The 26,471-nt window shown below is 66.6% G+C and carries 28 protein-coding genes; 4 read left to right on the top strand and 24 right to left on the bottom strand.

Annotated features, from left to right (window positions below):
- Positions 1-69: 69 nt before the first annotated feature.
- Entirely contained in the window at positions 70-1,332 is a 1,263-nt protein-coding gene (locus tag CAL28_RS21145) for an MFS transporter (protein WP_094843164.1), read from the bottom strand.
- Between the two features lie 96 nt (positions 1,333-1,428).
- Here CAL28_RS21145 and CAL28_RS21140 point away from each other — a divergent pair, with 96 nt between their 5' ends.
- Complete coding sequence (locus CAL28_RS21140) at positions 1,429-2,373, top strand: LysR family transcriptional regulator (protein ID WP_094843163.1); 945 nt, start codon at positions 1,429-1,431, stop codon at positions 2,371-2,373.
- 69 nt (positions 2,374-2,442) lie between these two features.
- Here CAL28_RS21140 and CAL28_RS21135 read toward each other — a convergent pair whose 3' ends face one another.
- Positions 2,443-3,576 (bottom strand): mandelate racemase/muconate lactonizing enzyme family protein, encoded by a 1,134-nt coding sequence (locus tag CAL28_RS21135; protein WP_254926310.1) that lies wholly within the window; start codon positions 3,574-3,576, stop codon positions 2,443-2,445.
- Between the two features lie 5 nt (positions 3,577-3,581).
- On the bottom strand, positions 3,582-4,568 hold the full coding sequence (locus tag CAL28_RS21130) for a Bug family tripartite tricarboxylate transporter substrate binding protein (protein ID WP_176464061.1): 987 nt from the start codon (positions 4,566-4,568) through the stop codon (positions 3,582-3,584).
- Between the two features lie 100 nt (positions 4,569-4,668).
- Here CAL28_RS21130 and CAL28_RS21125 point away from each other — a divergent pair, with 100 nt between their 5' ends.
- Positions 4,669-5,625 carry a LysR family transcriptional regulator gene (locus CAL28_RS21125; protein ID WP_094843161.1) on the top strand — a complete coding sequence of 319 codons (957 nt, stop codon included), beginning with the start codon at positions 4,669-4,671 and terminating at the stop codon, positions 5,623-5,625.
- A gap of 66 nt (positions 5,626-5,691) precedes the next feature.
- Here CAL28_RS21125 and CAL28_RS21120 read toward each other — a convergent pair whose 3' ends face one another.
- On the bottom strand, positions 5,692-6,588 hold the full coding sequence (locus CAL28_RS21120) for an SDR family oxidoreductase (RefSeq protein WP_094843160.1): 897 nt from the start codon (positions 6,586-6,588) through the stop codon (positions 5,692-5,694).
- 92 nt (positions 6,589-6,680) lie between these two features.
- Between CAL28_RS21120 and CAL28_RS21115 the strand changes: the two genes are divergently transcribed.
- On the top strand, positions 6,681-7,526 hold the full coding sequence (locus CAL28_RS21115) for a helix-turn-helix transcriptional regulator (RefSeq protein ID WP_094843159.1): 846 nt from the start codon (positions 6,681-6,683) through the stop codon (positions 7,524-7,526).
- Between the two features lie 50 nt (positions 7,527-7,576).
- Here CAL28_RS21115 and CAL28_RS21110 read toward each other — a convergent pair whose 3' ends face one another.
- The 14 genes from CAL28_RS21110 to CAL28_RS21045 all read right to left on the bottom strand — a co-directional run bounded on the left by CAL28_RS21110 (position 7,577) and on the right by CAL28_RS21045 (position 21,470).
- On the bottom strand, positions 7,577-8,464 hold the full coding sequence (locus CAL28_RS21110; RefSeq protein WP_094843158.1) for a formate/nitrite transporter family protein: 888 nt from the start codon (positions 8,462-8,464) through the stop codon (positions 7,577-7,579).
- An 87-nt stretch (positions 8,465-8,551) separates the two neighbouring features.
- Entirely contained in the window at positions 8,552-9,490 is a 939-nt protein-coding gene (locus CAL28_RS21105) for an SDR family oxidoreductase (RefSeq protein WP_094843157.1), read from the bottom strand.
- A gap of 78 nt (positions 9,491-9,568) precedes the next feature.
- Positions 9,569-10,588 carry a histone deacetylase family protein gene (locus CAL28_RS21100; protein WP_094843156.1) on the bottom strand — a complete coding sequence of 340 codons (1,020 nt, stop codon included), beginning with the start codon at positions 10,586-10,588 and terminating at the stop codon, positions 9,569-9,571.
- A gap of 25 nt (positions 10,589-10,613) precedes the next feature.
- Positions 10,614-11,360, bottom strand: coding sequence for a GntR family transcriptional regulator (locus CAL28_RS21095; protein WP_094843155.1), 747 nt, complete (start codon positions 11,358-11,360; stop codon positions 10,614-10,616).
- Positions 11,361-11,363: 3 nt separating this feature from the next.
- On the bottom strand, positions 11,364-12,377 hold the full coding sequence (locus CAL28_RS21090) for a DMT family transporter (RefSeq protein ID WP_094843154.1): 1,014 nt from the start codon (positions 12,375-12,377) through the stop codon (positions 11,364-11,366).
- A 1-nt stretch (position 12,378) separates the two neighbouring features.
- Complete coding sequence (locus CAL28_RS21085; RefSeq protein WP_369597681.1) at positions 12,379-13,392, bottom strand: 2-hydroxyacid dehydrogenase; 1,014 nt, start codon at positions 13,390-13,392, stop codon at positions 12,379-12,381.
- An 18-nt stretch (positions 13,393-13,410) separates the two neighbouring features.
- Positions 13,411-15,069 (bottom strand): ABC transporter ATP-binding protein, encoded by a 1,659-nt coding sequence (locus tag CAL28_RS21080; protein WP_094843153.1) that lies wholly within the window; start codon positions 15,067-15,069, stop codon positions 13,411-13,413.
- A complete protein-coding gene (locus CAL28_RS21075) occupies positions 15,066-15,908 on the bottom strand; it encodes an ABC transporter permease (protein ID WP_094843152.1) in 843 nt (280 codons plus the stop codon). Before CAL28_RS21075 ends, CAL28_RS21080 begins: the two co-directional genes overlap by 4 nt.
- 41 nt (positions 15,909-15,949) lie before the next feature.
- On the bottom strand, positions 15,950-16,924 hold the full coding sequence (locus tag CAL28_RS21070) for an ABC transporter permease (RefSeq protein WP_094843151.1): 975 nt from the start codon (positions 16,922-16,924) through the stop codon (positions 15,950-15,952).
- Positions 16,925-16,934: 10 nt separating this feature from the next.
- Positions 16,935-18,500, bottom strand: a complete 1,566-nt coding sequence (locus CAL28_RS21065; protein ID WP_094843150.1) for an ABC transporter substrate-binding protein — start codon at positions 18,498-18,500, stop codon at positions 16,935-16,937.
- A gap of 72 nt (positions 18,501-18,572) precedes the next feature.
- The gene (locus tag CAL28_RS21060; RefSeq protein WP_094843149.1) at positions 18,573-19,364 is read right to left on the bottom strand and encodes a class II aldolase/adducin family protein; all 792 of its coding nucleotides are present in this window, start codon (positions 19,362-19,364) and stop codon (positions 18,573-18,575) included.
- Positions 19,365-19,576: 212 nt separating this feature from the next.
- Complete coding sequence (locus CAL28_RS21055; protein WP_094843148.1) at positions 19,577-20,014, bottom strand: low affinity iron permease family protein; 438 nt, start codon at positions 20,012-20,014, stop codon at positions 19,577-19,579.
- A gap of 97 nt (positions 20,015-20,111) precedes the next feature.
- On the bottom strand, positions 20,112-20,426 hold the full coding sequence (locus CAL28_RS21050) for a hypothetical protein (protein WP_094843147.1): 315 nt from the start codon (positions 20,424-20,426) through the stop codon (positions 20,112-20,114).
- A gap of 153 nt (positions 20,427-20,579) precedes the next feature.
- Positions 20,580-21,470: a manganese catalase family protein gene (locus tag CAL28_RS21045; RefSeq protein WP_094843146.1), complete on the bottom strand. Its 891-nt coding sequence runs from the start codon at positions 21,468-21,470 to the stop codon at positions 20,580-20,582.
- Positions 21,471-21,746: 276 nt separating this feature from the next.
- Here CAL28_RS21045 and CAL28_RS21040 point away from each other — a divergent pair, with 276 nt between their 5' ends.
- Entirely contained in the window at positions 21,747-22,235 is a 489-nt protein-coding gene (locus tag CAL28_RS21040; protein WP_094843145.1) for a YciE/YciF ferroxidase family protein, read from the top strand.
- A gap of 100 nt (positions 22,236-22,335) precedes the next feature.
- Here CAL28_RS21040 and CAL28_RS21035 read toward each other — a convergent pair whose 3' ends face one another.
- The 6 genes from CAL28_RS21035 to bufB form a co-directional block, all read right to left on the bottom strand.
- Positions 22,336-22,977 (bottom strand): DUF1109 domain-containing protein, encoded by a 642-nt coding sequence (locus CAL28_RS21035; protein WP_094843144.1) that lies wholly within the window; start codon positions 22,975-22,977, stop codon positions 22,336-22,338.
- Positions 22,974-23,546, bottom strand: coding sequence for a sigma-70 family RNA polymerase sigma factor (locus tag CAL28_RS21030; RefSeq protein WP_094843143.1), 573 nt, complete (start codon positions 23,544-23,546; stop codon positions 22,974-22,976). The genes CAL28_RS21035 and CAL28_RS21030 overlap by 4 nt, the downstream gene beginning before the upstream one ends.
- 85 nt (positions 23,547-23,631) lie before the next feature.
- Positions 23,632-24,273: a DUF1109 domain-containing protein gene (locus CAL28_RS21025; protein WP_094843142.1), complete on the bottom strand. Its 642-nt coding sequence runs from the start codon at positions 24,271-24,273 to the stop codon at positions 23,632-23,634.
- A gap of 13 nt (positions 24,274-24,286) precedes the next feature.
- Positions 24,287-24,790, bottom strand: coding sequence for a DoxX family protein (locus CAL28_RS21020; RefSeq protein WP_094843141.1), 504 nt, complete (start codon positions 24,788-24,790; stop codon positions 24,287-24,289).
- The gene (locus CAL28_RS21015; protein WP_094843140.1) at positions 24,736-25,590 is read right to left on the bottom strand and encodes an HvfC/BufC N-terminal domain-containing protein; all 855 of its coding nucleotides are present in this window, start codon (positions 25,588-25,590) and stop codon (positions 24,736-24,738) included. The genes CAL28_RS21020 and CAL28_RS21015 overlap by 55 nt, the downstream gene beginning before the upstream one ends.
- Positions 25,580-26,446: an MNIO family bufferin maturase gene (gene bufB, locus CAL28_RS21010; RefSeq protein ID WP_254926309.1), complete on the bottom strand. Its 867-nt coding sequence runs from the start codon at positions 26,444-26,446 to the stop codon at positions 25,580-25,582. Before bufB ends, CAL28_RS21015 begins: the two co-directional genes overlap by 11 nt.
- Positions 26,447-26,471: the final 25 nt, after the last annotated feature.

Here is a 26,471-nt window from a genome sequence, read left to right as displayed (position 1 = left end):
AGATTCAACCACATGAAGCCGGAAATGCGCTGCCCCCGGATACGCATCCGTGGGCAGCGGCAAACCGGTTCAGCGGCCGGACGCCGCGGCGGTTGCGGCGATGGGCGCGCCGCCTTCGTTGCGCGCCCCCGTGGCCCGCAGGCGCAGGATCAGCGCGGCGGCGGCCGCGATCGTCGCGATGGTGACAACGCCGATCCAGCCGAAGTTTGCCAGCGCGAGGCTGCCCAGGGCGCCGCCTACCGCCATGCCGACGAACACGCCCACCATCAAAACCGCGTTGAGCCGGCTGCGCGCTGCCGGGTCCAGGGCATACACGATGGTCTGGTGCGAGATCAGCGCGATCTGGATGCCCAGGTCGAAGCCCACGGTACTGACGCCCAGCAGCCACAGCGCGCCTTGGGGCGACAACGTCGGCATCAGCGCCATCGCGGCGAAAGAGGCGGTCACCAGGGCCGCACCGATACGGCTGACCATGGCGGGGCCGCGACGGTCCGCCATGCGGCCCGCCAGCGGGGCGGCCAGGGCGCCGGCCGCCCCGGCGATACCGAAAGCGCCCGCCGCGCCGGCACCCAGGTTGAAGGGGGCGGCATGCAGCATGACCGCCAGCGTGGACCAGAAGGCGCTGAAGGCGAGCGACAGCAGACCCTGGGAAAGGGCCGCCAGGCGCAGCCCGGGATGGGCCCGCCATAATTGCGTGATGGAGCCCAGCAGCGCGGCGTAGGGCAGGCGCGTGGTCGGCGCGAACGCCGGCAGGCCGCGCCACAGCATCAGGCCCAGGACTACGACGGCCACGGCCGCGGCATGGAACATCGCGCGCCATCCGAAATGGTCCGCGACGAAACCGCTGACGACACGCGACATCAGGATACCCAGCAGCAGGCCGGTCATGACGGTGCCCACGGTTTTGCCGCGCTGGTCGGGCGAGGCCAGGGTGGCGGCCGCCGGCACGATGTCCTGTGCCAGGGTCGCCGACAGTCCGATCGCGAAGCTGGCGGCCAGCAGCGCGCCTATCGACGGCGCGATGCCGCTCAGCATCAGCGCGACGGCCAGCACGGCGGTCTTGACCAGGATGATGCGTTTTCTGTCATAGCGGTCGCCCAGCGGCGCCAGGAACAGGATGCCGGCGGCATACCCGAGCTGGGTCAGGGTCGGCAGCCAGCCGACCGTCCGGGCTCCGGCATGGATATCGGGGCCCAGGATGCCGAGCATGGGCTGGCTGTAGTAGAGGGAGGCGACGCTCAGGCCGGCGGCGACCGCCAGCAGCAGAAGGAGGGCGGTGGACAACGGGGCCGGGGTGGCCGGGCCGTCATGCGTGGAGCGAATATTCGACATGATGAAATCCGGGTAAGTGGTCAGTGGCGCTATTCTGGCCGCCCGGGCGCCGTAACGGTAGACGGCGCGCACGCAGATCGGTTATACGTATGGCGTATGAACGAGCTCATTTCCGGGCAGGGCAGCGCGGACCGCCTGACGCTGATCGACACCTTCGTCCGCATCGTCAACGCCGGCAGCCTCAGCGCCGCGGCCGAACAATTGGGGGCCACGCAGCCCACGGTAAGCCGCCGGCTGCAGGCCCTGGAACGCGCCGTCGGCGTGCGCCTGATCCAACGATCCACGCACGGCATGCAATTGACGGAGGACGGCCGGCGCTGCTACGACCGCGCGGAGGAGTTGATCGCGTCCTGGCAGGCCTTCGATAGCGAAGTGCGCGGTGCCGGCCAGCAACCGGTCGGCACCCTGCGCGTCGTCGTGCCGCACGCCTTCGGGCAGCAGCAGTTCGTCGATCCCCTGGCGGTCTACCTGGAGCGCTATCCCGGAATGCGGGTGGAATGGCTGCTCAACGATCGCATGCCGGACTTCGTGGCCGACGGCGTGGACTGCGCGATCCGTGTCGGCGAAGTGCGCGATGAGTCCGTGGTGGCGCTGAAGCTGGGCGATGTGCCCCGCATCATCGTGGGCGCTCCCGCGTTGCTGGAGCGCGGGGGTGTGCCGGCGCATCCCGCCGATCTGGGGCGATTGCCCTGGCTGGCGTTGCGTACGTTCTATCGCGACGAGATCGCCCTGAGCCATATCGGCACCGGCGAGTCGGTCCGGCTGTCCATCCAGCCGCGCATGTCCACCGATAGCTTGTACGCCCTGCGTACGGCCGCCATGCTGGGGCTGGGCGTCTGCGTCGCGTCCGGATGGGTGTTCGAGGACGACCTGCGGGCGGGCCGCCTGCGGCAGCTGGCGCCGCAATGGCAAGCGCCCGCCTTGCCGCTATACCTTGTCTATCCCGCCAGCAGGCTGCAGCCGCGGCGGCTGCGCTGTTTCATCGATACGATGCGGGCGGAACTCGCGCCCGGGCTTTACGCCCCCGCCGCCGCGGGTTGATCCCCGGGGATCGGTGCGCGGTCTCCCAAGCGGATCGCCGGCGGCCGCGGCTCGCGGGGCCGCGGTCGCCTACCAGTCCCGCACCGAACCATCCAGCCCGATGGGCGCATACGGCGTCAGGTCCTTTTTGGGCTGCGCGGCCAGCACCGCATCGTTCAATTCGATACCCAGGCCCGGCGTCTCCGGCACGATCAGATAACCCCGCTCCAGCCGCAGCGGCTGGTTGACCATGTCGCGCTTGGGGGGCTGGTCTTCGCCCACGTATTCCTGCAAGGCGAAGTTCGGAATGCAGGCATCCAGTTGCACGCATGCGGCCGTCGACACCGGCGATAGCGGATTGTGCGGAATGACTTTCACATGGTGCGCCTCGGCCAGTGCGGCGGCCTTCTTGCTGCCGGTCAGTCCCAGGCACACGCAAACGTCGGGACGGATGTAGTCGCAGCCGTTGTGCGCCAGCAGATCCTGGAACTGGTATATGGACGTGAAGCGTTCGCCGGTGGCGATAGGCAGCCCGCACCGGGCCTGGACCACGCCCATGCGGGCCGGGCTGTCCGAACGCATGGGGTCTTCGTAGAAGAACGGCTTGAAGGCTTGCAGCCGCTGGGCCAGCGCGATCGATTCGGCCGGGTCCATCTGCCGGTGCAGTTCGATGCACAGGTCCGCATCCTTGCCCACGGCCTCGTGCAGCGCGCCGACGCGTTCGACGGCGTCGTTGGCCCAGGATTCGAAGGACGGGTGCAGGTGGAAATCGTCGCGGAATGGCGAAAAGCGCAGGGCGGTAAACCCCTGGGACTGTTTGGCGCGGGCGTCCGCGACCAGGTCTTCCACGCTGCCGCCATGCACGTGTACATAGCAGCGCACGCGGTCGCGCGTCTTGCCGCCCATCAAGTCGTAGATCGGTACGCCATGGCGCTTGCCCTTGATGTCCCACAAGGCGATGTCGATCGCCGAAATCGCCGCCGACAGGACCGCGCCGGTGAAGTGCATGCTGCGTTGCAGGTACTGGGCGTGATGCTCGATCAGGTTGGCGTCCTTGCCGATCAGATAGCTGCCCATGTGCTCGATCATGGACGCCGTCGGACCGGGCCAGGCGTGCACGCCCGCTTCACCGATTCCCGTGGTCCCATCCTCGCAGGTAATCCGCAGCAGGCACCAGCGATCGACAAGGAAGGTTTCCAGGGCGGCTATCGGGTTGCGCTTCACGGTACTCAATTTGCTTCGACTCCACTGGCCTTGATCACGTCGCTCCACCGGGCCATTTCCGATTTCTGGAATGACGCCAGTTCGGCCGGCGTCTTGAAAGCGACGTCGTCCATCGCCACGGATGCGATCTGGTTCGACACCTCGGGGGTGGCGCGGGCCGCCTGCCATTGGTCATTGAGCGAGGCGACGATATCGGCGGGCGTTCCCTTGGGCGCATAGATGGCGACCCAGGCCAGCGATTCGACGCCCTTGACGCCCGCTTCGGCCACCGTCGGAATGTCCGGCGCGGAGGCCATGCGTTTGCTGCTGGCGACAGCCAGGGCCCGCACGCGGCCGGCCTTGATCTGCGGGCCCAGCACGTTCATGGTCGAGAACATCATGGCGACCTGGCCGCTCATGACGTCGATGGCGCCCTGTCCGTCGCCCTTGTACGGGACATGCACCAGCTTGATACCGGCTGCCTTCGCGAACAGCTCTCCGGTCAGGTGGGCGGCGGTGCCCGTGCCGCCGGACGCATAGGCGATCTGGTTGGGCTTGGCGCGTGCCAGGGCGACGAGGTCGGCGACGCTGTGCACCGGCAGGCTGGCGTTGACGACAAGCACCATCGGGCCCGCGCCCAGCAGGCAGACCGGGACGAAGTCCTTGGCCGGACTGAAACTGAGCGAGTGGTACATGTGCGGCGCCACGATCATGACCGTGGGCGTGGTCGCCAGCAGCGTATAGCCATCGCCGGGCGAACGCGCCACCTCGGCTGCCGCCAATGTGCCGCTGGCACCGCCGTGGTTCTGCACGACAAAGCTTTGCGACGTGCGCTGCGACAGGCACTGCGCGAACAGGCGGCCCATATAGTCGGTGATGCCCCCCGGTGCCGTGCCGACATAGACCTGGACGGCGTGGGTGGGATATTGGGCGGCCTGGGCCAGGCCGGTGCGCATGGCGCAGGCCGCGGCTCCCCAGGCGCCCAGGCTTTTCAGGGCGGTGCGTCGGTTCATCGGCTGTCTCCGTTTGTTGGTCGAGTGCCGCGTATTCTGCGCAAGGGGGCGATAAATAACTAATAGAATATGGGCGCTACCTATAGAGAACGTCGATATCATGACCATCGCCACGTCGGTCCTTGCATCCCGCCTGATGGTGCATGCCCGCCTGCGCCACATCGAAGCCCTCGTCAAGGTCCGGGAGTTGGGCAGCGTCAAGCGCGCCGCGCAGGCGCTGGGGCTGACCCAGCCTTCCACGACGCATATCCTGCATGACCTGGAGCGGCTGCTCGATTGCCAGTTGTTCATCCGGCACGCGCGCGGCATGACGCCCACGCCCATCGCGCTGGCCTTGCTGCCTTACGCGCGGCGCATCCTGGAATCCGTGCATGCCTGCGCGGAAGTCACTTCGGCCATGACCACCACGGCGGATTCGGTGGTGCGTATCGCGGCGATCACCAGCGCGGTTTCCGGCTTGTTGACGCATGCGCTGCAGCCTTTCAGCCAGCGTCATCCATCCATCTGGTTGAACGTGCTGGAAACGGATGTGCGCGAGATCGGCGAGCTGATCGCGCAGGACGGGATCGACCTGGCGCTGTGCCGCGAACCGGCCATCGTGCCGGAAGGCTGGACGTTCGTTCCGCTGATCGAAGACGCCTATGTCATCGCCGCCGGGCCTTTGCACCCCTTGGCCAAGCGGCGCAATCTGGCGCTGAAGACCTTGTTCAAGGAAACGTGGATCCTGGTGCCTTCGCCGGCATCGCCGCGCTATGCCTTCGATCAATTGATCGAAGGCGCGGACGCCAATCCCGCGGTCAAGACGGTGGCCACGCGTTCCCAGACGATCCTGCAGGCTTTCCTGCAGCAGGAACGCCTGATTACTGTCCTGCCCAAAAGCATGATCCAGCATGCGCTGGATCGCGGGCAGCTGGTGCAGCTGGACATCGCGCTGCCGCTCTACTGCGAGCCCCTGGGCATGCTCACGCCTGTCGAGGGCGCCGGCGCCGCCGCGATCGCCTTTTCGCGTTTTCTTGTCGAGCGCCTGCCCGGGCTGCTGGGGCGCGCGACGGCCTGAAACCCGCCGCCGCGCCAGGCCCGACCGCCCCGCTGTTCGGCCGGGAGGTTTGCGCGCGATGGGAAATCAGTGTGCGCTGTCCTGCAAGCGTTCAAGGTCGGCGAGCAAGCCGGGGCCGTTGGGCTGCCATCCCAATGCCGCGCGCGTCAGCGCGCTGGAGGCCGGCACGTCGTGCTGCGCGAACATCGCCAGCCAGCCGAAATACGCTGCGGCCTCGGTGGGATCGAGGGATTGGACCGGCAGTCCCAGCCGCCGTCCCAGGGTGTGGGCGATCTCACGCAACGGTACGCCTTCTTCGGCGACCGCGTGGTATTTCGCGCCGGGGGCCGCGCGTTCCACCGCCAGCCGGTAAAGCCGGGCGACATCGGTGACGTGCGCCGCCGACCAGCGGTTGCCGCCTTCCCTGATGTAGGCCAGGACGCCTTTTTCCCGCGCCAGTGCAACCATGTACGTAATGAGTCCCTGCCGGGCCGTGTCGTGCACCTGCGGAAGCCGGACCACCGACACGTTCGCCCCATGGGCGAGGGCATCGGCCGCGGCTTCTTCCGAAGCCGCGCGTGGGATGTCGGCGGAGGCTATGACCGGGCTGTCCTCCGTGGCGAGCTGGCCCGGCGGCGGGTTGGCGATTCCGATCCCCGAGGTGACGATCAAGGGCTTGTCCGTGCCGGCAAGCGCCGAGGCGAGAATCTGGATGGTGCGCCTGTCGTCTTCGCAGTTCTGCTTGAACCTGGAAAAGTCGTGATTGAAGGCCAGGTGGATGACGCCATCGGCCCGGGCCGCGCCTTGCGCGAGGCTATCCGGATCTTCCAGCGACCCGCGATGGACGGTGGCGCCGGCGGCGGCGAGCAAGCCGGCTTTTTCTTCGGAGCGGCACAGGCCCGTCACCTGGTGGCCGGAAGAGATCAGTTCGCGGACAACCGCCGTCCCGATGAAGCCGGTGGCGCCGGTAATGAAGATACGCATGGAGAGGGTCTCCGAAATGGGGAGGAGACAATCTGCGCCGATCTTTTATCCTGGTAAAGTAGTGTGGTTATCAGGGTATAACGTTTAACAGCATGGCTGCCATCGACACGGACGTCAACCGACTCGGCAAGTACCTGCGGGACCGGCGCGAGAAGCTGGACGCGGCGGCGTTCGGCTTTTCCGGCGGCCGGCGGCGCACGCCGGGGCTGCGTCGCGAAGAGGTCGCCCACCGGGCCAATATCAGCCCCACGTGGTACACGTGGCTGGAACAAGGGCGGGGCGGCGCGCCATCCGCGGAGGTGCTCGACCGCATTGCCGGCGCCTTGATGCTGACGGACGTCGAGCGCGAGCATCTTTTCCTGCTTGGCCTGGGGCATCCGCCTGACGTGCGCTATCGCAAGGAAGAGGGCGTCAGCCCGCGGCTGCAGCGCGTGCTCGATGCCCTGGACCCGGTCCCCGCGCTGGTCAGGACGGCCACCTGGGATGTCGTCGCGTGGAATCGCGCGGCGACCGTCATGCTGACCGATTACGGCGCGCTACCGCCGCGCCAGCGCAACATCCTGAGGATCGTCTTCCTGGACCCGCGCGCACGCGCGTTGCAGTACGACTGGGAAAGCGTGGCGCGCTTCGTGGTGGGGGCTTTCAGGGTGGACGCGGCCCGGGCGGGCGCGGCGGCGGAAGTAGAGCCCCTGGTCAAGGAACTCTGCCTGCTCAGTCCGGAGTTCAAGGCAATGTGGGACGCCAACGACGTTCAGGGCGCGCATGGCGAGGCGGTCAAGCATATCCGTCATCCCGTGTTGGGGCCGTTGAGTTTCGAGTATTCCGCCTTTGCCGTGGATGGCAGGCCCGATCTTGGCATGGTCGTCTACAACCCCGCGACGCCGCAGGACGCCCGGCGTATCGAATCGCTGATAAGTCCGGCGCCGAAAGGCGTATAGCGGGGCCGGGGCCATCGGCAGGCCGGCCGGTGCCGATCGCGCGAAGACTGTCAGGTTCGCTTGCCGGCGAGGCCTTTGCCGTCGCCATTTTCCCCGTCGCGATCGTCCATCTCCGAGGCCACCGCGGCGTGATTGATCATCGCCACCAGCGACACCCCGCCGATGATGTTGCCCAACAGCGTAGGGGCGAAGAAGCGGACAAGGAAGTCGCTTGCCGACGCCTGGTGCGTGAATACCGCATAGGCGGCCTCTACCGATCCGGCGATGATGTGCGACAGATGGCTGATCCCCACGATGTAGCTGATGAACAGGATGGTAAGCAGGCGTGCCGCGCGGGCGCTCGGCAGCAGCCATACCATCAATGCGATCAGCCAGCCGGCGAATACGGCCCGCAGCACGGTGGGCCAGAATGCATCCGGCATGGCCTGCATGGCCAGCGTTCCCAGGCTGTGCACGACTTCCGCCTGAAACACGCCCGGCACGAGCAGCAGCGCGGCGAATGCGATCGTTCCCGCCACGTTCACCGCCAGTACGACCGTCCATAGGCGCAGGGCGGCGAGCAGGGTGCGCGCATCGCGATGCATCAGTACGGGCAGGACCACCGTCAGGGTGCTTTCGGTGAAGAGCTGCTGCCGCCCCAGGATGACGATCACGAAGCCGGTGCAGTAGCCCAGGCCTGCGACCAGATGCCGCCACGACGTATCCGGCATGCCGGCCGCGAGAACGGCCTGGACCAGGAATGAGAAGCCCATGGACAGGCCGGCGGCCAGGGCCGACCAGGCCAGTGCGCCGACCGGGCGCTGCAGCGCGGCTTCGCCTTCCTCGCGGACGACCTCATGGATGACCAAGGCCGGCGGCGTGGAATGCTGGGCCGCCTGGCCTTGCTCGTCCGTCGAAAGGTGAGGAGAGTGGCCGCCGGCATCTTGGTGATCGGGCATGGTGATCCTTCGCGGACGACTGCACCGCGTGGGTGGTCGGGCCCGCATGCATGATGGCATGCGCGTGACGCGCGGGTCGCGGCAGCCCTATGCCGACGGGCGCGTGTTGCGCCGCATGGCGTCATCGGGATCCGCCGGGTTGCTGTTGCCGAAGCCGGCGGTTTCGCCGCATTCTCCGGGCGCGTACAGCGTCCCCTGGTGCGGATGGGATGGCGCGTTGCGCTGCTGCCGTCCCATCTGCTTTTTCGCCATCCTGTCCGCCAGTCCGGGCAACAGCTTGAACATGGTGGTGTTGATCACCGACAGTGCGCCGACCTTCACTTCGCGATCGGGATCCGCCGCGGCCTCGAGGATGGCCGCCGCGACTTTTTCCGCGGGAATCATGGGCGACGGCAGCTTGGCGGCCTGGTCCATATAGTTGGCCGCATGTTCGGGAAAAGGCGTATCGACCGCCGTGGGCTGGATGAGCGTGACGGATACCGGCGCCTTGTCGGCTTCCAGCTCGATACGCAATGCATCAGTAAAACCTTTCACGGCGTGCTTGCTGGCGGAATACATGCCCTGCAGCGGCACGGAGGCATCCGAGACCTCGCTTCCCACATTGATGAGCGCGCCGCCATGGGCCTTGAGCAGGGGCAGCGCGGCGAGCGATCCATGCACCACGCCCCAGAAGTTGACCTGGAAAAGCCGCTGGGCATCTTCTTCCGGGGTCTCGTCGAGGCGTCCGAAGATGGAGAGCCCCGCATTATTGACCCAGGTATCGACGTGGCCGTACCGCTCCATGGCCACGCGGGCTACCCGGTCCATATCGTCCCGTACCGATACGTCCGCCTCCACGGCGATGGCATCGAAGCCGTCGCGGACGAGTTCGGCCGCAACGTGTTCCAGCGTACTGCGGCTGCGCGCGGCCATTACGACGCGGGCGCCCTGATGGGCGGCCAGCATGGCGGTCGCCAGCCCGATGCCGCTGGAGGCCCCCGTTATGACGATGACTTGTTCGGCGACGGGCTTGAGTTTAAGGGCCATGGCGGTTCTCCGGTGGGGGACGCGGAGCGCACTGCAATCGCCATGCCGGGAGGCCGTCGACGCGTCGCCGGGCGTGTGTCACGCACCGGTCAGCCCGCCGAAGAACCGCGTCGCGTTCGATTCCAGCCCTTCGATGTAATACCCACCTTCCTGCACGACCAGCGTCGGCAGCTTCAGCGCCCCGACTTCCCGCCCCAGGCGCTCGAAGCCGCGCTCGCTGACGGCGACTTTCGCTTGCGGGTCTTTTTCGAAGATGTCGAAGCCCAGCGCCAGTACCAGCGCGTCGGGTTGGAAGAGGGTAATCGCGCGCAGGGCCTGCGCGAGGCGGTCGAAGAATACCCCTTCGGCCGATCCATGCGGCATGGGCAGGTTGATGTTGTAGCCGTAGCCCTCGCCCTCGCCGCGTTCGTCCTCGAAGCCCGCGACGGCGGGATAGAAGTTGTGCGGATCGCCGTGGATGGATACATAGAGCACGTCGCTGCGGGTGTAGAAGATCTCCTGGATGCCCTGGCCATGGTGCATGTCGGTATCCAGGATCGCCACCTTGGGGTACTTCGCGGTCAGCTGTTGCGCGGCGATGGCGGCGTTGTTCAGGTAGCAGAAGCCGCCCGCGCCGTCGCGCCGCGCATGGTGGCCGGGCGGCCGGCAAATGGCGTAGGCGTGCCTATCCCCCGCGATCAAGGCCTGTGCCCCGGCAATGGCGCCTTGCGCGGACCAATAGGCGGAATGCCAGGTGTGTTCGCCCACCGGGCAGCTGCCGTCGGCCAGGTAGCGCCCGGCCTGGGCGAGCACGCCGCGCAGCGGATTGCGCTCGCGCACGAAAATAGTCGACATGACTTCCTCGCCCCAGTCCTCCGGCATGCGCTTCCATTGCTCGTGCGCGGATTGCAGGAAGCGCAGGTAGTCCAGCGAGTGGACGGCGGCAATGGCGCCGGCCCCATGGTCGGCCGGTGCCCGCACATCGAAGCCCAGCTTGCGGGAGGCTTGCACCAAGCCGTCCAGACGCGAAGGAATTTCCTGCGGGTCGCGCATCTTGCCGCGCGAAAAATACGTGCGTGGGTGATGGAGTTTCTGGTCTTCGTGGAAAAAGGCTTTCATGTCCGTGCGTCCTTATGCCGCGGCGTTACGCCGCTGTCCTCGTGTCGACGGCGGAGCAGGCCGGCGGCTGCTCTCCGACGCCATGCTTTTCCTGGTAAAGCGCGCGCACGTGCAGCCGCGCGTCTTCCAGATGCAGGCGCATCGCCGCCGATGCCGCGTCCACATCGCGCCTGCGCAGGCAGTCAACGATGGGCTGGTGCGTTTCGGCGACGCGCTGCGGATCCTGGTAGGCCAGCTCGATCAGCGCCATGATCATGCGCAGCTCCGTGCGCATATTCATGAACAGGCGCAGCAGGTAGCCGTTGCCCGAGAGCTCGCAGATCAAGGTATGGAACTCCAGGTCGCGCATCACCCGCTGCGTCTGGGGTGTCGTGGCGGCCCCGGCCACCATGCGCGCCAGTGCCGCCTGCAAGCGCTGCATGCCCGCATCGTCGGCGTTCCTGCAGGCGAGCTCGACCGCTTGCAGCTCCATATGCAGGCGTACCTGGTACAGGTCGTCGATCTCGCTGGCGGTGATGGTCCGCACCGTGAACCCGTGGCGAGGGCGGGCGACGACAATGCCCTGGCGCTCCAGGCGGCGCGCGGCTTCCCGCACGGGCGCGCGGCTGATGCCCATGCGGCGCGCCAGATCGGCCTCGACGATGCGGCCGCCCGGCGGCAGGCGGCCTTCGGCGATCGCGTGTATCAACTGGGCTTCGACCTCGGCCACCAGATCGGTGCTCGAAATGGAGGCGAAGCCCCCAACGTCGTCCTGCGTCGTGGTTGTGTTCATTATTTATGGGGCCGTGGACTTGCCGCTGTGGGGTACGCCGGGGGGCGGATCGCGACGGGCGGCTGCTTGTTCGCATATTGCCACGCCGCTGCCGCCACCGTCGGCCGCAGGCCGCGCCCGGGGCAGCGCCAGCCATGCGCCGCTGCCTATGATGAGCGCGATGCCGGCCATTGCGACGGCGTCGGGCGGCCTGTCGAACCAGAAGGCGCTGATCAGGACGGCCAGCATCAGCTGGATATAGTTCAAGGGGGCAAGGACGGACGCCTGAACGCGGCGGAAGGCGGCCAGCAATAGCAGCTGGGCCAGGCCGCTGCACGCGCCGCCGGCGAGCAGCAGCAGAAGCTGCGGCCATTCGGGCCATGGAGAGGGCAGGACAAAGAAGGCGGGCGTGCCGGTGATGACCAGGCAGGCCAGGGCCATGTAGGCGTATTGCACCGGCGCGGGCACCAGGCCCGAGAGCCGGCGCGTCAACAGCTGGAAGAACGCATAGCACACCGCGGCGATGGCCATCAGCACGGTCCCCGCCCACGGCAGGTCGCCGCCAGGCCGCACGATAAGCAGCATGCCCGCGAAGCCGGCGATGACGGCGCTCCATTGCATGGGACCGACCCGCTCGCCCAGCAGCCACGGCGAGAGCGCCACCATGATCAGGGGCGAGGTGAAATAGATCGCCGTCGCCTCGGCCAGCGGCATGATGGTCAGGGCCGTCATGAAGGCAGTCGCCACGGCGGCCAGCGCCACGCTGCGCGCCAGCAGCAATCGGCGATGCGGCGCGCGCCACACGCGCCATGGCAGGCCGTGGCGCGCGTCTCGCGCCAGCCAGAGCAGGGCGATCGTGCTGACCGCGATGTAGCGCGTCAGATTCATGAAGGGCGACGAATAGGTCGCCAGCATCTGCTTGCAAAAAGCATCGTAGGTGGCGAAGGCGCACAAGGCGGCGAGAAACAGCGCAATCCCGTTGCGCACGGAGGTGGTGGGTCCATCGGCAACGGTGGCGGCGGCCGCGGGAGCTTTCATCTCAGTAACCCCGGGCCGGGTCGACGGCCACCATGGCGGCATTGCCCTGCAGGACCCGCGCCAGGTTGATCCTGGTCAGGCGCGCGATCGCACGCGCGGGCGTGCGCGAGGCGATGTGCGGCGTGACCAATACCCGGGGATGCGTCCAGTAGGGATGGTCCGCCGGCAGCGGTTCCTCCGTGAAGGTGTCCAGTGTGGCGTAGCCCAGTTGACCGTCGTCCAGGGCGCGCAGCAGGTCGCCTTCCACCACGTGGGCGCCACGGCCTACGTTGATCAGGTGGGCGCCCCGGGGCAAGCGCGCGAAGGATTCCGCGTCCAGGATGCCGTGGGTTTCCGGCGTGTAAGGCAACAGGCAGACCAGGGTGTCGCAGTCGGCCAGGAAGGCCGCGCGCTGTGACTCGCCGTGGAATAGCGCGATGTCGCCAGGCAGCCCGGACTTGGCGGTGCGGCTCCAGCCGCTGACGCGGTAGCCGATGGCATGCAAGGCAAGCGCGCAGCGTGTCCCCAGGGCGCCCAGGCCGGCGATGCCCACGCGGTGGGCGCCGGGCGGTTCCACGGGCTGCTCCTGCCACACGTGCGCCGCGGCCGAGGCCACATAGTCCTGCATGTGGCGTTGCCGGTGCGTCACCGCCCAGCACACGTAGGCCGCCATGCTCGCCGCCAGGTCGGTATCGACCATGCGGCACAAGGGCACCGGGGGCAGCGCGGGGTCGCCGGTGATGTGATCGATGCCGGCGGCGATGGACTGTATCAGCTTCAGCCCGGGCATGCGGGCCAGCAGGCCGCGCGGCGGCATCCAGCACACCGCCGCGTCGATCGTCCGCAGGTCGCCCAGCGCAGCCTGCACACATACTTCGGCCTCGGGAAACAGCTCGGCGAAGGCCGGCAGCAGATATGCCATATCGAGCTGTGTGCTAAGCAAGGCAACGCGCGGGCGCCGGCCCTCGAATGCGGCGGCGGGCGCGTCGGCGCCCAAGGCTGCCATGTCCGCGTCGTTCATCGGGATATCGGTCATCGTCGTTCCGTCTTTCCTTTACGCCATCCGGGCCTGCGCATCTTCGATGCGCGCCAGCCTGGGCACGGCATCGATCAACGTGCGCGTATACGCATGTTGCGGGTCGCGCAGCACTTCGGCGGTGGCGCCGTATTCGACGATTCGCCCGCGCTGCATGACGGCGATGTGATCGCACATTTCGCCGGCCACGCGCAGATCGTGGGTGATGAACACCATGGCCAGCTTGAACTGCTCGCGCACGCGGGCGAACAGTTCCAGGACCTGGGCCTGGACGGAAACGTCCAGCGCGGAAACCGGTTCGTCGGCGACCAGCAGTTCCGGCTCCATGGCCAGGGCGCGCGCGATGCCGATACGCTGGCGCTGCCCGCCGGAGAATTCATGCGGATAGCGATCGGCGGCCTCCGGCCCCAGTCCGACCAGGCGCAGCAGTTCGATGGCCTTTGCCATGGCCTGCTTTTTCGGGGTGCCTTGGGCGATGGGCCCGGCGGCGATGGCCGCGCCGATGCGATGGCGAGGGTTCAAGGACGCATAGGGATCCTGGAACACCATCTGGATGCGGCCCTGGGATTGTTCCTGGAAACGCGGCCCGGAAAGCAGGTTCTGGCCTTTGAACAGGATGCGCCCGCCATCGAACGGCTGCAGGCCGACGATGCAGCGTCCCACCGTGGATTTGCCGGAGCCGGACTCTCCCACCAGTCCCAGGGTCTGCCCACGGCGCAGCGTGAAGCTGACGTCGCTGGCGGCCTGCACCTCTCGGCCGCGGCGAAACAGGCTGCCTGCCGTCGCATAGGTTTTGCATAGCCCTTGTACCTGAAGGACATGCAGCGAATCCGGCGTCTCGGCGGGGCGCGGCGTGCCGTGCGGGATGGCGGCGATCAGCTGCCGCGTGTAGGGCTGGCGGGGGTGCGACAGCACTTGGGCCGCGGGGCCGGCTTCCACCACATTCCCGGTCTGCATGACCACGACGTGGTCGGCGATCTCCGCGACCACCCCGAAATCGTGGGTGATGAAAAGCAGGGCGGTGCCCCGGCGCCGCTGCAGCTCGCGCATCAACGCTAGGATCTGCGCCTGCGTGGTCACGTCCAGCGCCGTGGTCGGCTCGTCGGCGATCAGCAGCCGCGGCTCCAGCGCCAGGGCGCAGGCGATCATGACGCGTTGCCGTTGTCCGCCGGACAGCCGGAAGGGATAGGCGTCCATCAGCAGTTCCGGATCGGGCAGCCCCACATCGGCCAGGGCGGCGACGATGCGGCGGCGTTTTTCCGCGGCGGGCAGCTTGATGTGCGCGTCGAAGACTTCGGCGATTTGCTCGCCGATGCGCATGACGGGATTCAGCGCGGACATCGGTTCCTGGAAGACCATGCCCATGCGGCAGCCCCGCAGCGCGCGCAGCCGGCCTTCATCCAGGGTCAGCAGATCCTGCCCTTCGAACAGAATGCGGCCGGCAACGGGTTGCACGGCGGGCCGCGGCAGCAGGCCCATGACGGCATTGGCGATCATCGACTTGCCCGAGCCGGATTCGCCGACGACGCACAGCGTCTGGCCGGGCAGGATGGAAAACGAAGCCTCGCGTACCGCCAGCTCGCGATCGCCGCCCTTGGGCAGCCGGATGCTCAGGCCCTGTACCTCCAGCACCGGCGCCGTATCGCCGCCCACGCCAGGCGCGATGGCCACGCTCATCGGTTTCTCCCGTCCAGCCGGGCGTTCAGCCCGTCGTTCAGGCCCTCGCCCACCAGGTTCAGCGCCAGGACGGTCAGCAGGATGGCCAGGCCGGGGAATACCGCCATCCACCACGCCTGCTGCAGCACGCTGCGCGCGGAGCCGACCATGTAGCCCCAGCTTATCTCGTTGGGGTCGCCCAGGCCCAGGAAGCTCAGGCTGGATTCCAGCAGGATGCTGGTGGCCACCATCAGCGAGGCCATCACCACGATGGGCGACGCCGCGTTGGGCAGGATTTGCGTCAGGATGATGCGTGGGGTCGATTGGCCCGCCAGGCGCGCGGCGGCGACGAAATCGCGCTGCCTCAGGGTCAGGAATTCCCCGCGCACCAGGCGGGCCACCGGAGGCCAGGACACCACGCCTATCGCCGCCACGATGGATCGCACGGAGGGCTGGAAGATGGCAACCAGCACGATGGCCAGCGCGAAACTGGGTACGCACTGGAACAGTTCGGTGAAGCGCATCAGCGCCGCGTCGATCCAACGGCCGAAGTAGCCGGCCACGGCGCCGATGCCCACGCCGATCACTACCGATACCGCGGTGGACACCACGCCGATCAGCAGCGAGACCCGGGCGCCATAAATGACGCCGGACAGGATGTCGCGGCCCAGGGTGTCCGTGCCCATCAGGACGCCCGGCTCGGCGCCCGGCGCCAGGAAGGGCATCTGCGTCATATCCCAGGGGTTGCCGGGGGCAAACATGGGCCCGAAGATGGCCGCCCCCGCGGCCGCGATCAGCACCAGCAGGCCGATCACCGCGCCCTTGTTGCGGCAGAAGCGCCGCCAGAATGCACTGCTCATGGGTTTTCCCCTTTGTTCCGCCCAGGCATGGTGGGCAGCCTCTAGTTCAACTCGATGCGCGGATCGACCAAGGTGTAGACGAAATCGGTGATCAGGTTGAAGACCACCGCCATGGCCGCCGCTACCAGGAAGCAGCCCAGCAGCAGGTTGTAGTCGCGCTGCATCAACGCATCGAACATCAGCCGGCCGATACCCGGCCAGGCGAATACGGTTTCCGTCAGGACCGCGCCGCCTATCAGGCTGCCGGCCTGGATGCCCGCCAGCGTCACCACGGGCAGCAAGGCATTGCGCAGGATATGGGCACGCTGTATCCGGCCAGGCCGCAGGCCCTTGGCGCGCGCGGTCTTGACGAAATCCATTTGCGCCACCTCCAGCATCGAGGCGCGCGTCATGCGTGCATAGACGGCCATATAGAACAGCGCCAGCGTCAGCGCCGGCAGGACCAGATGCTTGGCGATATCCCATGCCAGGGCCATGCCGTGCAGGTCCGCGCCCACGGTGAAGTAGCCGAAGCCGGGCAGGACGCCGAGTTTGACGGTGAACAGCAGTACCGCCATCATCGCCAGCCAGTAGAGCGGAGTCGCGTAGAACACCAGCGAGACCACGGTGACCAGGCTGTCCACCCAACTGCCGGCGCGGCGGCTGGCCAGCGCGCCCGCCAACACCCCAAGGGCAAGCGATAACACGAAAGCGCTGCCGGTCAGCAGCAGCGTCGCCGGCAGGCGGTCCGCGATCAGATCGATCACGGGCTGCTGCTGGCGGTACGAATATCCCAGGTCCAGGTGGACGACGTGCTCCAGGTAGGTGAACAGCTGGGTGCCCAGGGGTTGGTCCAGGCCGAACTGCCGGCGCAGCTGCGACACGAACTGCGCGTCCGAAGCGCCGGCCTCGCCCGCCATGACCGCTACCGGATCGCCCGGGGCGGCGCGTATCAGCAGGAAATTGACGGTGGCGATCAGCATCAGGGCCGCGAGGCCCTGAGCCAGCCGGGTCAGCATGAATTGCAGGCGTCTCATCGCTCGCGGGTCAACCGAGCCAGGCGCGGCTGAGGCTGTCGTTCAATCCGATGGCGGAACTGACCGGGTCATGCACCTTGGTGCGGTACAGGGTGGGAAACTCGATCTCGTGCAGCCAGGCCACCGGCACGTCCTGCAACAGGATTTTCTGCACCTGCAGATAGAGTTCGGCCCGTTGCTTCGGATCGACCGCCCGCGCCGCGCCAGCGAACAGTTCGTCCACCTTGGGATTGCGATAGCCCTCGACGTTGTTGAACGGCGAACCCTTGGCGATGGTGCTGCTGGTGTAGTTGCGCGCGACCCCCAGCGCCGGGTCGCCGTACTGGTACACATAGGTGAACGCGATGTCGTAATCCCATTCGTTCAGCCGCTGGTTCCAGCCCGCGACATCCGTGGGCGTGATGTCGATCTTGACCCCCGCCTGCATCAGGTTCTGCCGCACGATCTCCGCCTGGCGCTGCCAGGTCTCGCCATAGGGCAGGGGCAGCAGGCGCAGCGGTTCGCCCTTGTAGCCGGATTCCGCCAGCAACTGTTTGGCCTTGTTCAGGTCGTGCGGATATTTGGCCACATCGTCGCTGTAGTACTTGATGTGGCTGTTGAAGGGGCCGGTGGCGACCTTGGCATAACCCTGGTAGGCGATCTTGACCATGGCGTCGCGGTTGATCGCATACATGACGGCCTGCCGGAACTTGACGTTGTCCATCGGCGCCTTGCGGTTGTTGAGCCACAGCCACGATTGCGGGGCGAAGAACTCCCAGCCCTTGGTCGTGACGGCCGCGCCGGGCAGCTTGGCCAGCCGCGCGACGTCGAAGAACTCCACCGCCCCGCCCGGCACGATGTCGACCTTGCCCGATTCGAAGGCCGCAGCGCGCGAGGCGGCATCGGGGATCACATGGAAGTAGACATTGTCGACCAGGGGCAGGTCCTTGATGTGGTACTTGTCGTTGGCCACCAGGTGGATGTACGAACCTTTCACCCATTCCTTGAACTTGAAGGGGCCCGTCCCGATGGGCGTGTTATTGGCCGGGTTGGCGAGGAAGTCCGTGCCTTCGTAGATATGCTTGGGCACCATGGGCATGGTGCCGTTTTCGAACAGGCCCATGAAAGGCCCGAAGGGATACTTCAGCTTGAACTCGACAGTGAGCGGGTCCAGGGCCTTGATGGTGTCCACGGCGTCCAGATTGCCGCGCAGCCGCGCGTGGGTCTTGCGCAGGAAAACGTCGACGGAAAACACCACGTCGTCGGCGGTGAAGGGCTTGCCGTCATGCCAGCTGACGTCCGGCTTGAGCTTGAAGGTATAGGTCAGGCCGTCGTCGCTCATGGTCCACGACGTGGCCAGTTGCGGGTGCGGCTGCAGTTTCTCGTCGTAGCGCAGCAGGCCTTCGTAGATATTGCCGGCCACCATCTGGGCGGGGCCGTTCTGGATGATGCCCAGCATCAGTCCCGGCGGTTCCGGTTGCACGATCACGTTCAGGGTACCGCCCTTCCTGGCTTGCGCCAGCGCTGACAAGGGAACCCCTGCGATGGAAATGCCCAGGCCGGCGGCGCCCAGCTTCATTAGCTCACGACGATTCATGACTGGCGGATCCTTCTGGATAAGCGAAATGGATAGGGCGCGCGCGCGTCCGGGCGCCCGCGCGGGGGGACGTCAGTCCCGGTACGAGGCGCTGGTGGGCGGCTCCAGGCGCTGGAGCATCGCGCGCCATTCGCGCGCATGCGGGTCGCCGTGTCCCGGCAGGCGGTTGCTGTCGCCGCTTTCGTACTGGCGGGCAGTGCGCTCGGCGACTTCGTCGCTCACGGGCTGGATGGGCTGGCCGCTGGCCTGGATCGCCATCTGCACGCGGCAGGCGCGCTCCAGGTTCACATGCAGGATGAAAGCCTCGGCCACGGTGCGCCCCAAGGTCAGCAGGCCATGGTTGCGCAGGATCATGGCGCGCGCGTGGGGGCCCAGGTCCTCGATCAGGCGCCGTCGCTCGTCGTGATCCAGGGCGATGCCTTCGTACTCGTGGTAGACGACGCGGTTGTAGAACTGCAGCGCCCATTGGTTGCATGGCTGAAGGCCGCAAGCCAGCGAAGATACCGCCACGCCCGCGACGGTATGGGTGTGCAGGACGCAGGCAGCGTCATGTCGCGCCAAATGCACGGCGCTATGGATGGTGAAGCCGGCGGGATTCACGTCATGGCCGTTGGGTTCGACGATGCGGCCTTCCAGGTCGATCTTGACCAGGGAGGATGCGGTGATGTCGCGAAACAGCATGCCGAAGGGGTTGATCAGGAACTGGTCTTCCGTGCCCGGCACGCGCGCGGAGATGTGGGTGTAGATGCTGTCGTCCATACCGTAATGGGCGACCAGCCGATAGGCGGCCGCGAGGTCGACGCGCATTTGGCGCTCTTCCTCGGACATGGAGCGGGGGCGCTGCTGCAGGGTTTGCACTGCCATGGACTCACCTTCGTGGCGTTGGTGGCCCGGCCCGAACGGCGGCCGGGGTACGGGCGCTGCACAACTGTCGTCTGTCGACAGCTTGCGGCGCTTCAACATCGCATGGAAGAGGGATAACCCGCAGGGCTAGGGTTATTGCTGAGCTTGCCGGTAGGCGCGGCGAGGCCGTACCGGCTGGCGGTGGCGGGGGTACATGGCGACCCGCCGCGATGTCAGGGCCGTTCAGCTCTTTCGCGATGACGGGACTTCGCGCGCGACCGCCTTTCCCGTTCGCTGCGCGCTTTTTCCAGGCCGGTCTGGTACGACCTGGCGGCCGCCTCGCATCGGGCATGCAGCACTTCCAGCTCTTTGTCAGTGAGCTTTTCTATTCCCATGAACTCGTCCTCGGCGTTCGATGTCCGGATGAGTTCGTCCAGCTTCGTCTGCAAGGCGTGCCCGTCGCGATTCTGGGTGTTCTGGATCAGGAAGACCATCAGGAAGGTAATGATGGTCGTGCCGGTGTTGATGATCAGCTGCCAGGTTTCGGAGTAGTGGAATATGGGGCCGGTGGCGGCCCAGACCAGGACCAGCAGGACGCAGGCAATGAATGCGTATGGACTGCCGGCCGCGCGCGCCGTTGCGTTGGCGAATTTTGCGAATAGGCGATCCATCGTTGTCTCCCAGTCCCACACGGGCCTGATGGTAGAGCAAATGACGTGCCTTGCGGCGAACCGGCATGGCGCGGGCGTGCCGCCTTGCCGTGTCCGCTTATTTTCTTTTTCGCGGCGCTGTCAGTTCGGCCTTGATCTGCCCCAACTCCTGGACGCAGGGCTCCGCCGCCAGGTCGCTCTGGAATTTCTCCCAGACGTGGTCCAGGCAATTGGCGGGTTTCGGGAATCTGTCGCGCAGTTGCTCCGCGCGCAGCAGCATCGCGCGCAGGCGCTTGATTTCATGAAGGAGGGCGATGATGTCGCGCCAGACGATATCGTCCTGGTAAGCACAGGGAGCGCGATCCGGCGTCACCTCGTAGCGGGCGCGGATACGCGCGAGATCGTGATGGGTGAGGGGTGGCCGCAGCGGCATGGTAGAGCAACTTATACTGTATGGATAAACAGTATATCGCCGGGCGCACGCATGAGCAGATAGGTCGGGGCAACGGCAACGATCCGTGCCGGCGTCCGCCGCCCCGGCCAAGGCCGGGGCGAGGCGTCTTTCCGCGTCAACAGGGCGCGGGCATTACTTCTTCGGACGAGTCGCTTTGCCCGCTCCGAGTTCCGCCCCGGTTTCCGGATTGGATTTCGGATCGGACGCGGTGCGCGCGACCAGGCCTTGCAGCGCCTGGGTTTCTTCCGTCGTCAACTTCTTCACACTGGCCGTGCCGTCGCCATCCTGGGGGCCGGCCTCGGCGGCGCTCGCGACGAACTGGAAGTTCTCGTCGCTGTTCCACGGCCCGCGCGTGTCGCCTTCTCCTTCCGACAAGTTGAAGTACGTATTGGCGAAACGCGGATCCGGCGGCAGCTTGCCCGGCGGGAAATTCGGCTGCATCGAGTACAGCGCTTTTTCGAACGACTTCTGGTGCGACACTTCGCGTGTCATCAGGAACGTCAATGCATCCTTGACCCCGGGATCGTCGGTGACATTGATCAGCCGTTCGTAGATGATCTTCGCGCGCGATTCCGCGGCGATGTTGGAACGCAGATCACAGGCCGGATCGCCGATGGAGTCGATGTAGCCCGCGTTCCACAGCTGGCCGCCCGAATTGGTCAGCGCGGGGCCGCCGCCGTACAGCACCTGCGTGACGTGCGAATCGTTGCCCGCCCCGTGGATCGCACGGTAGAGCTCCGCTTCGGAATCCACGGCTTCGGCCAGCTTGCCCTTCGCGCCCTTGTTCAGCATGGCCACCAGCGTACCGATCACTTCGAGGTGACTCAGTTCCTCGGTCGCGATGTCGATGAGCATGTCCTTGCGGCCCGCGTCTTCCTCGGCGACGTATTGGGTGAAATAGCGCATCGCGGCCGCGAGTTCGCCCTGCGGCCCGCCAAACTGCTCCAGAAGCAGGTTGGCCAATCCAGGATTCGTTTCCTGGACGCGCACCGTGTACTGCAATCGCTTGTTGTGAGCGAACATAAGTCCTCCGTTGGGGATCTGTGCCGCGAGCCCGCTGCTCGCGATCGACCCACCCCCTACGCAACCGGTATTCCCGGTCGACGAGGGCGCCGACATGCGCGGCAATGGCGACCCATGCCGTGCCGTACGCGATGCGTTTCCGCGTCGCCGGCCGCTGCTACGCCACGCGCGATGACGGGCATGTCGCTTGCATCGATGTGCCGCGAACCAGGCAAGACGCGCTGCGTTCGTCAAACAAATCATCCGCTACACATCATCCAGTACAGGAGCACATTCATGGCTGCGAAAACCCTTCAGGATCTTTTTCTGCATGAGCTGTCCGATATCTATAGCGCCGAAAAACAACTTACCAAGGCCTTGCCCAAGATGGCCCGCGCGGCCACCAATCCCGACTTGAAGGCGGCCTTCGAATCGCATTTGCAGGAGACGCAAGGACAGATCGAGCGTATCGACCAGATCGTGGAGAAGTCCGAGCTGCGACTCAAGCGCGTTAAGTGCATGGCCATGGAAGGCCTGGTCGAGGAAGGCAAGGAAATCATCGATGAAATCGAGAAGGGCGCGGTGCTCGACGCGGCCCTGATCGGGGCCGCGCAAAAGGTGGAGCACTACGAGATCGCCAGCTACGGCACGCTGGCCGCGCTCGCCAAGCAACTGGGTCAGCAGGACGCGCTGAAGCTCTTGCTGGAGACGCTGCAGGAAGAAAAATCCACCGACGAGAAGCTGACCGGCCTGGCCGGCAAAGTCAATCCGAGCGCCAAGGGCTGACGCCGGGTTGGCGTGCGGAGCCGCCGGCCAACGTGCCGGCGCCCGCGCCGGGCGGCCATTCCCCGATGGGAAGCACCGCGCGGCGCGGGCATTTTTATGCCTACCAGCGCAGTAGCCGCGGGCCGAGCAGGGCGCCCACCAACGCAGGCAGCAGCATGCCGGCGACATACCATATGGCCCAGAACGCGACGCCCATTTCCGGGCAGTGCAGGCAATAGGCGATGGTCGCTATGGCGCCGGCCAGCAGCCCCGAGACAGCGCCGGCCACGCGCAGGCGCGTGGGTGCGAGCCCCTTCATCGCCCAGAACGTGCCGATGAAACCCGGTACCGACAACAGCGCGATATTGAAGGGGCAGGTGCGCCAGGTGGCCCCCAGCAACATGGGAAGGCGTTCCGGCGCGGCGGCGGCGGCCAGTGTGGCGGCCGCGGCGATCCAAAGGAGCACCGGCGGGATGGCCAGCCACTGCCAGGCCCGGCCGATGGGCATGCCAGGGCGCGACAAGCGCACGGCGAGCAGCAGCGCGGCTGCCGCCACGGCGATCGGGAAGGCGATCTTGGTCCAGAACAGGGGCGTAACCAGCATGAGGCGGATGTCGGGCCGTATGCCGAATTTTTCTGCCATCAGCAGGACGGCCCCCAGCGCGCCCAGCAGGATGCCCCAGCGATAGCGCCGCGCCACGACGCCTCGGTCCACCGGGACGACGTTGGCTGCCAGCAGTGAAATCATGTCGTCGGTCTTCATAGCGTGCCTCGTATTTTCGCCGCCAGCGCCTTGAGCCCGCGGTGCACGCCCACTTTCACCGCGGATTCGGACAGGCCCGTGATCTGGGCGGTCTCCGCGACCGAAAGCCCCTGCAGCTTGACATGCAGGATGGGCAAGCGGTGCCTGTCCGGCAGTTGCGCCAGCAGTTTGTCGACATCGCGCCGGGCCTGCGCCGCTTCCTCGTCGGATTCCGCGAAGATTTCCTGCTGGTCGTCCAGGGGCTCGTGCAGCGCATCCTGGCGCGAGCGATGACGCAGATAGTCGGCTACCTTGTAGCGGGCGATGGCGTGGGTCCAGGCGGTCAAGGGCTGTTCGGGCAGATAGGTATGGCGTCCGTTATGTACGGCGATCAGGATTTCCTGGACGATATCCTCGATATCGTCGGGGATGCGGTACAGCCGTCTGCGCAAAAATGCACGCAGATGCGCACCCAACGCTTGCAGGAAGGCGTGGTAGGCGCGCGCGTCGCCATCCAGTCCGGCCATCAGTAGAGTACGCAGCCTGTTCTCGGCGGACTCTGGCGATCCATTTTGCGGTGCTCGGTTCATGGCGGCTTCGGTGGCTGGGGATCCCGAAAATTTTTTCGTGATTCTACGCCCAGGCCGGGATAGCGCACGGACGCAACGGAAAGGGCTACCACCGCAGGCAGGTGGGGGCGAGCGCGGCGCCGATGCCGGCGGTAACCGCGATCGCCAGCACGTGCCCCACGCTCCAGAATGCCGCCGGCATTTCCGGGCAATAGAGTGAATAGACGAGTAGCCCTTGCGCGCCGGCCAGCAGGCCGGCACCCGCACCGGCCGGTATCAGGCGCGTGGGGGCCAGCCGTCTCATCGCCTGCATGGCCGTGGCCAGCGACGGCAGCGATAGCAAGACCACTCCGGCCGTCGTGGCCCGCCAGGTGTCCCCAGCTATCAATTGCAGCCGATAATCGGATGGCGTCGCGAGCTGGAAGCCGGCGGCGACCAGCAGCGTGGTCGCGATGGGAACCGTGGCGGTGAACCAGGCCCATGCCAGCGGTGCGCCCGGACGACCCAGGCGTTCGGTCAGCTTCAAGGCCGCCGCGATGATCGCCAAGGGAAACGCGAGCCGTATCCAGAACATGGCCGTCAGCAGTTGCTCCGGCATGTCGCCCGCCACGCCGTGCAAAGCCACCAGCAGGGCGGTATTGCCCGCCAGCCCGCTCATCAGTGCCCGGTTCAGCGTGCGCGGCACCACGCCGCGGTCGATGGGCGCCAGATCGCCGGCCAGTCTGGAAACCAGATCCTGGGTTCTCATTCCGGCAATCCGCTCAGGATCGGGGAGAACGGTCGCCGAGCAGCCAGTCGATCGACACGCGTCCGGGGCCCCACGCCGCGATGCCCATCGCCATCGCCGCCCAGGTCAGGTGCACGGGCCAGCCGTCCGGCACGGTCAGTTCGATGACGCAGGTCATCAGCAGCACGCCGATGGCGGCGAAGCGCGTTCCCAGTCCCAGCACCAGCAACACCGGGAATGTGACTTCACCGCAGCCGGACAGGAAGGCGAAGACGGCCGGTGCGGGGAACGGATACGGTCCGCCGGGCAAATGTAGTTGGAACTCGTCCGTGAACAGCGTGATTGCCGTGTCGTTCAGTTGCAGGAAGCCCTGCCATTTCAGGATGCCGGATTTCCAGAACGGTACGGCCAGCGCGATGCGCAGCAGCAGCTGCACGAGCCAGGGCTGGCTTATCCGTTCGACCGCGCGCCGCGCCGCGATGGCTAGCCTGGCGGGACCGCGCGAAGCGGGTTGTCGCCTGTCTGGTATGGCTGACATGATGGTGGGTCTCCGTGAAGAATGCGGGTGAATACCCCGGCCTCGATCATCCCGGCCAGGTTGGCGTGTAGATCGAAGCCGGCGGCCTGGTTGAATGCGTCCGCGGCGGCCGCGGCCAGCGGAGCGCCTTCCAGCAGGCGGGCCAGGAAGATCGCCCCGCCCGGCGGCAGGCGCGACACGATGACGTCATGGGCCGGGCGTGTCACCAGCGCGTCTTCCGCCTCGCTGGAGCACAGCGGCGTCACCGGGCCTTCCGCCCGGTTCATGCTGAATATCGAAACGGCGGGATAGATGGATCGCACCATCGCGGCGGCCGGGTGCGGCACGAAGCGCACAGTCGGCAGGTCTTCCGGGGGAACGGCCGCGAGCGCTTCGGCGGCGAGCGCGTCGGCGTCGGCGGCATGATAGGCATCCAGCCAGGCGCGTTCGATTCGCGCGGTATCGGCGAGCCAGGGCATATCCCGCGCGTATTCGTAGGTCTCGATAAAGGCAGGGAAGTCCCTTCCGTACTCGAACAGCAGCGGCGATGCGGGCGGCGTGGCACGGATATGGAAGCGGGCCATCGCGCGAAAGAAGTCCACGCCCGTGATGCGCTGGACGGCCGGGTAGACGGCGGCCAGGGCGTCGATCAGGCTGACGACGACGTTGTTGCGATAGACGTTGTAGCGCTTGACCACGCCCTTGCCATGCGTGGCGATGACATCCCCGGGCGCCGCGCGCCCCGGGTCCATCAGGCCTGGCGCGAAACAGGCCGCGTGATCGACCGCCTCGTCCTGTGCACGATCGGACTTATGCCACATGACCCGTCTCCCCGGCCGGCGTGCCCTGGTGCGCGGACATGATCCGGTAGGCCGTCCGCGCCTGGGCCCGCAGCACGGGCCAGTCGGGCAGGTTGCTGTCCCATTCGACCAGCGTCGGCCTGGGGCCGATGTGCCCGACGACACGCTTGTACAGACTCCAGACGGCATCGGCAACGGCACGATCGTGGCTGTCTATCAGCAGCGGCTCGTCTTCGTCGTCGCGCTGTTCGTCGTGGCCGGCCAAGTGGATCTCGCCGACGTGCTCGAGCGGAAATTCATCGAGATATGCGGTGGCTGGATAGCCGTGATTCGTCGCCGATACGAAGACATTGTTGACGTCGAGCAGCAGTCCGCAGCCGGTGCGGCGCGCCACCGCGCGGATGAACTCCGTTTCGCTCATCGTCGACGAGGCGAAGGCGACGTAGGTCGATGGATTCTCCAGCAGCAACGGACGCCGGATAGCCTCCTGGACCTGATCGATATGCGCGCACACGCGTTCCAGCGTATCCGCGGTGTAGGGCAAGGGCAGGAGGTCGTTGTAGAACGCTCCGCCATGGGAAGACCAGGCGAGATGTTCCGATACCAGCACGGGTTCGTATCGCAGCACCAGATCGCGGAAACGCGCCAGGTGTCGCGCGTTCAGCGCCTCCGGTCCGCCGATCGACATGCAAACGCCATGCAGGGATAGCGGGTAGTCCCGCCGAATGGCGGCGAGCACCCGATGCGGCGGGCCGCCCGCGCCCATATAGTTCTCGGCATGGATCTCGAAGAACGAACCTTCCGGATCGTCCGCCAGGATGGCGGCGAGGTGTTCGTGCTTGAGACTGGTGCCGGCGAGCAGCGGCAGGGCTGGCATGGCGCGATGGGGACGGCCAGGCGCG

Origin of the sequence: Bordetella genomosp. 11, from assembly GCF_002261215.1 — a bacterium.
Lineage (GTDB): Bacteria > Pseudomonadota > Gammaproteobacteria > Burkholderiales > Burkholderiaceae_B > Bordetella_C.
The sequence above is the reverse complement of the archived record's forward strand: the minus strand, read 5'-3'. Positions and strand labels throughout refer to the sequence as shown.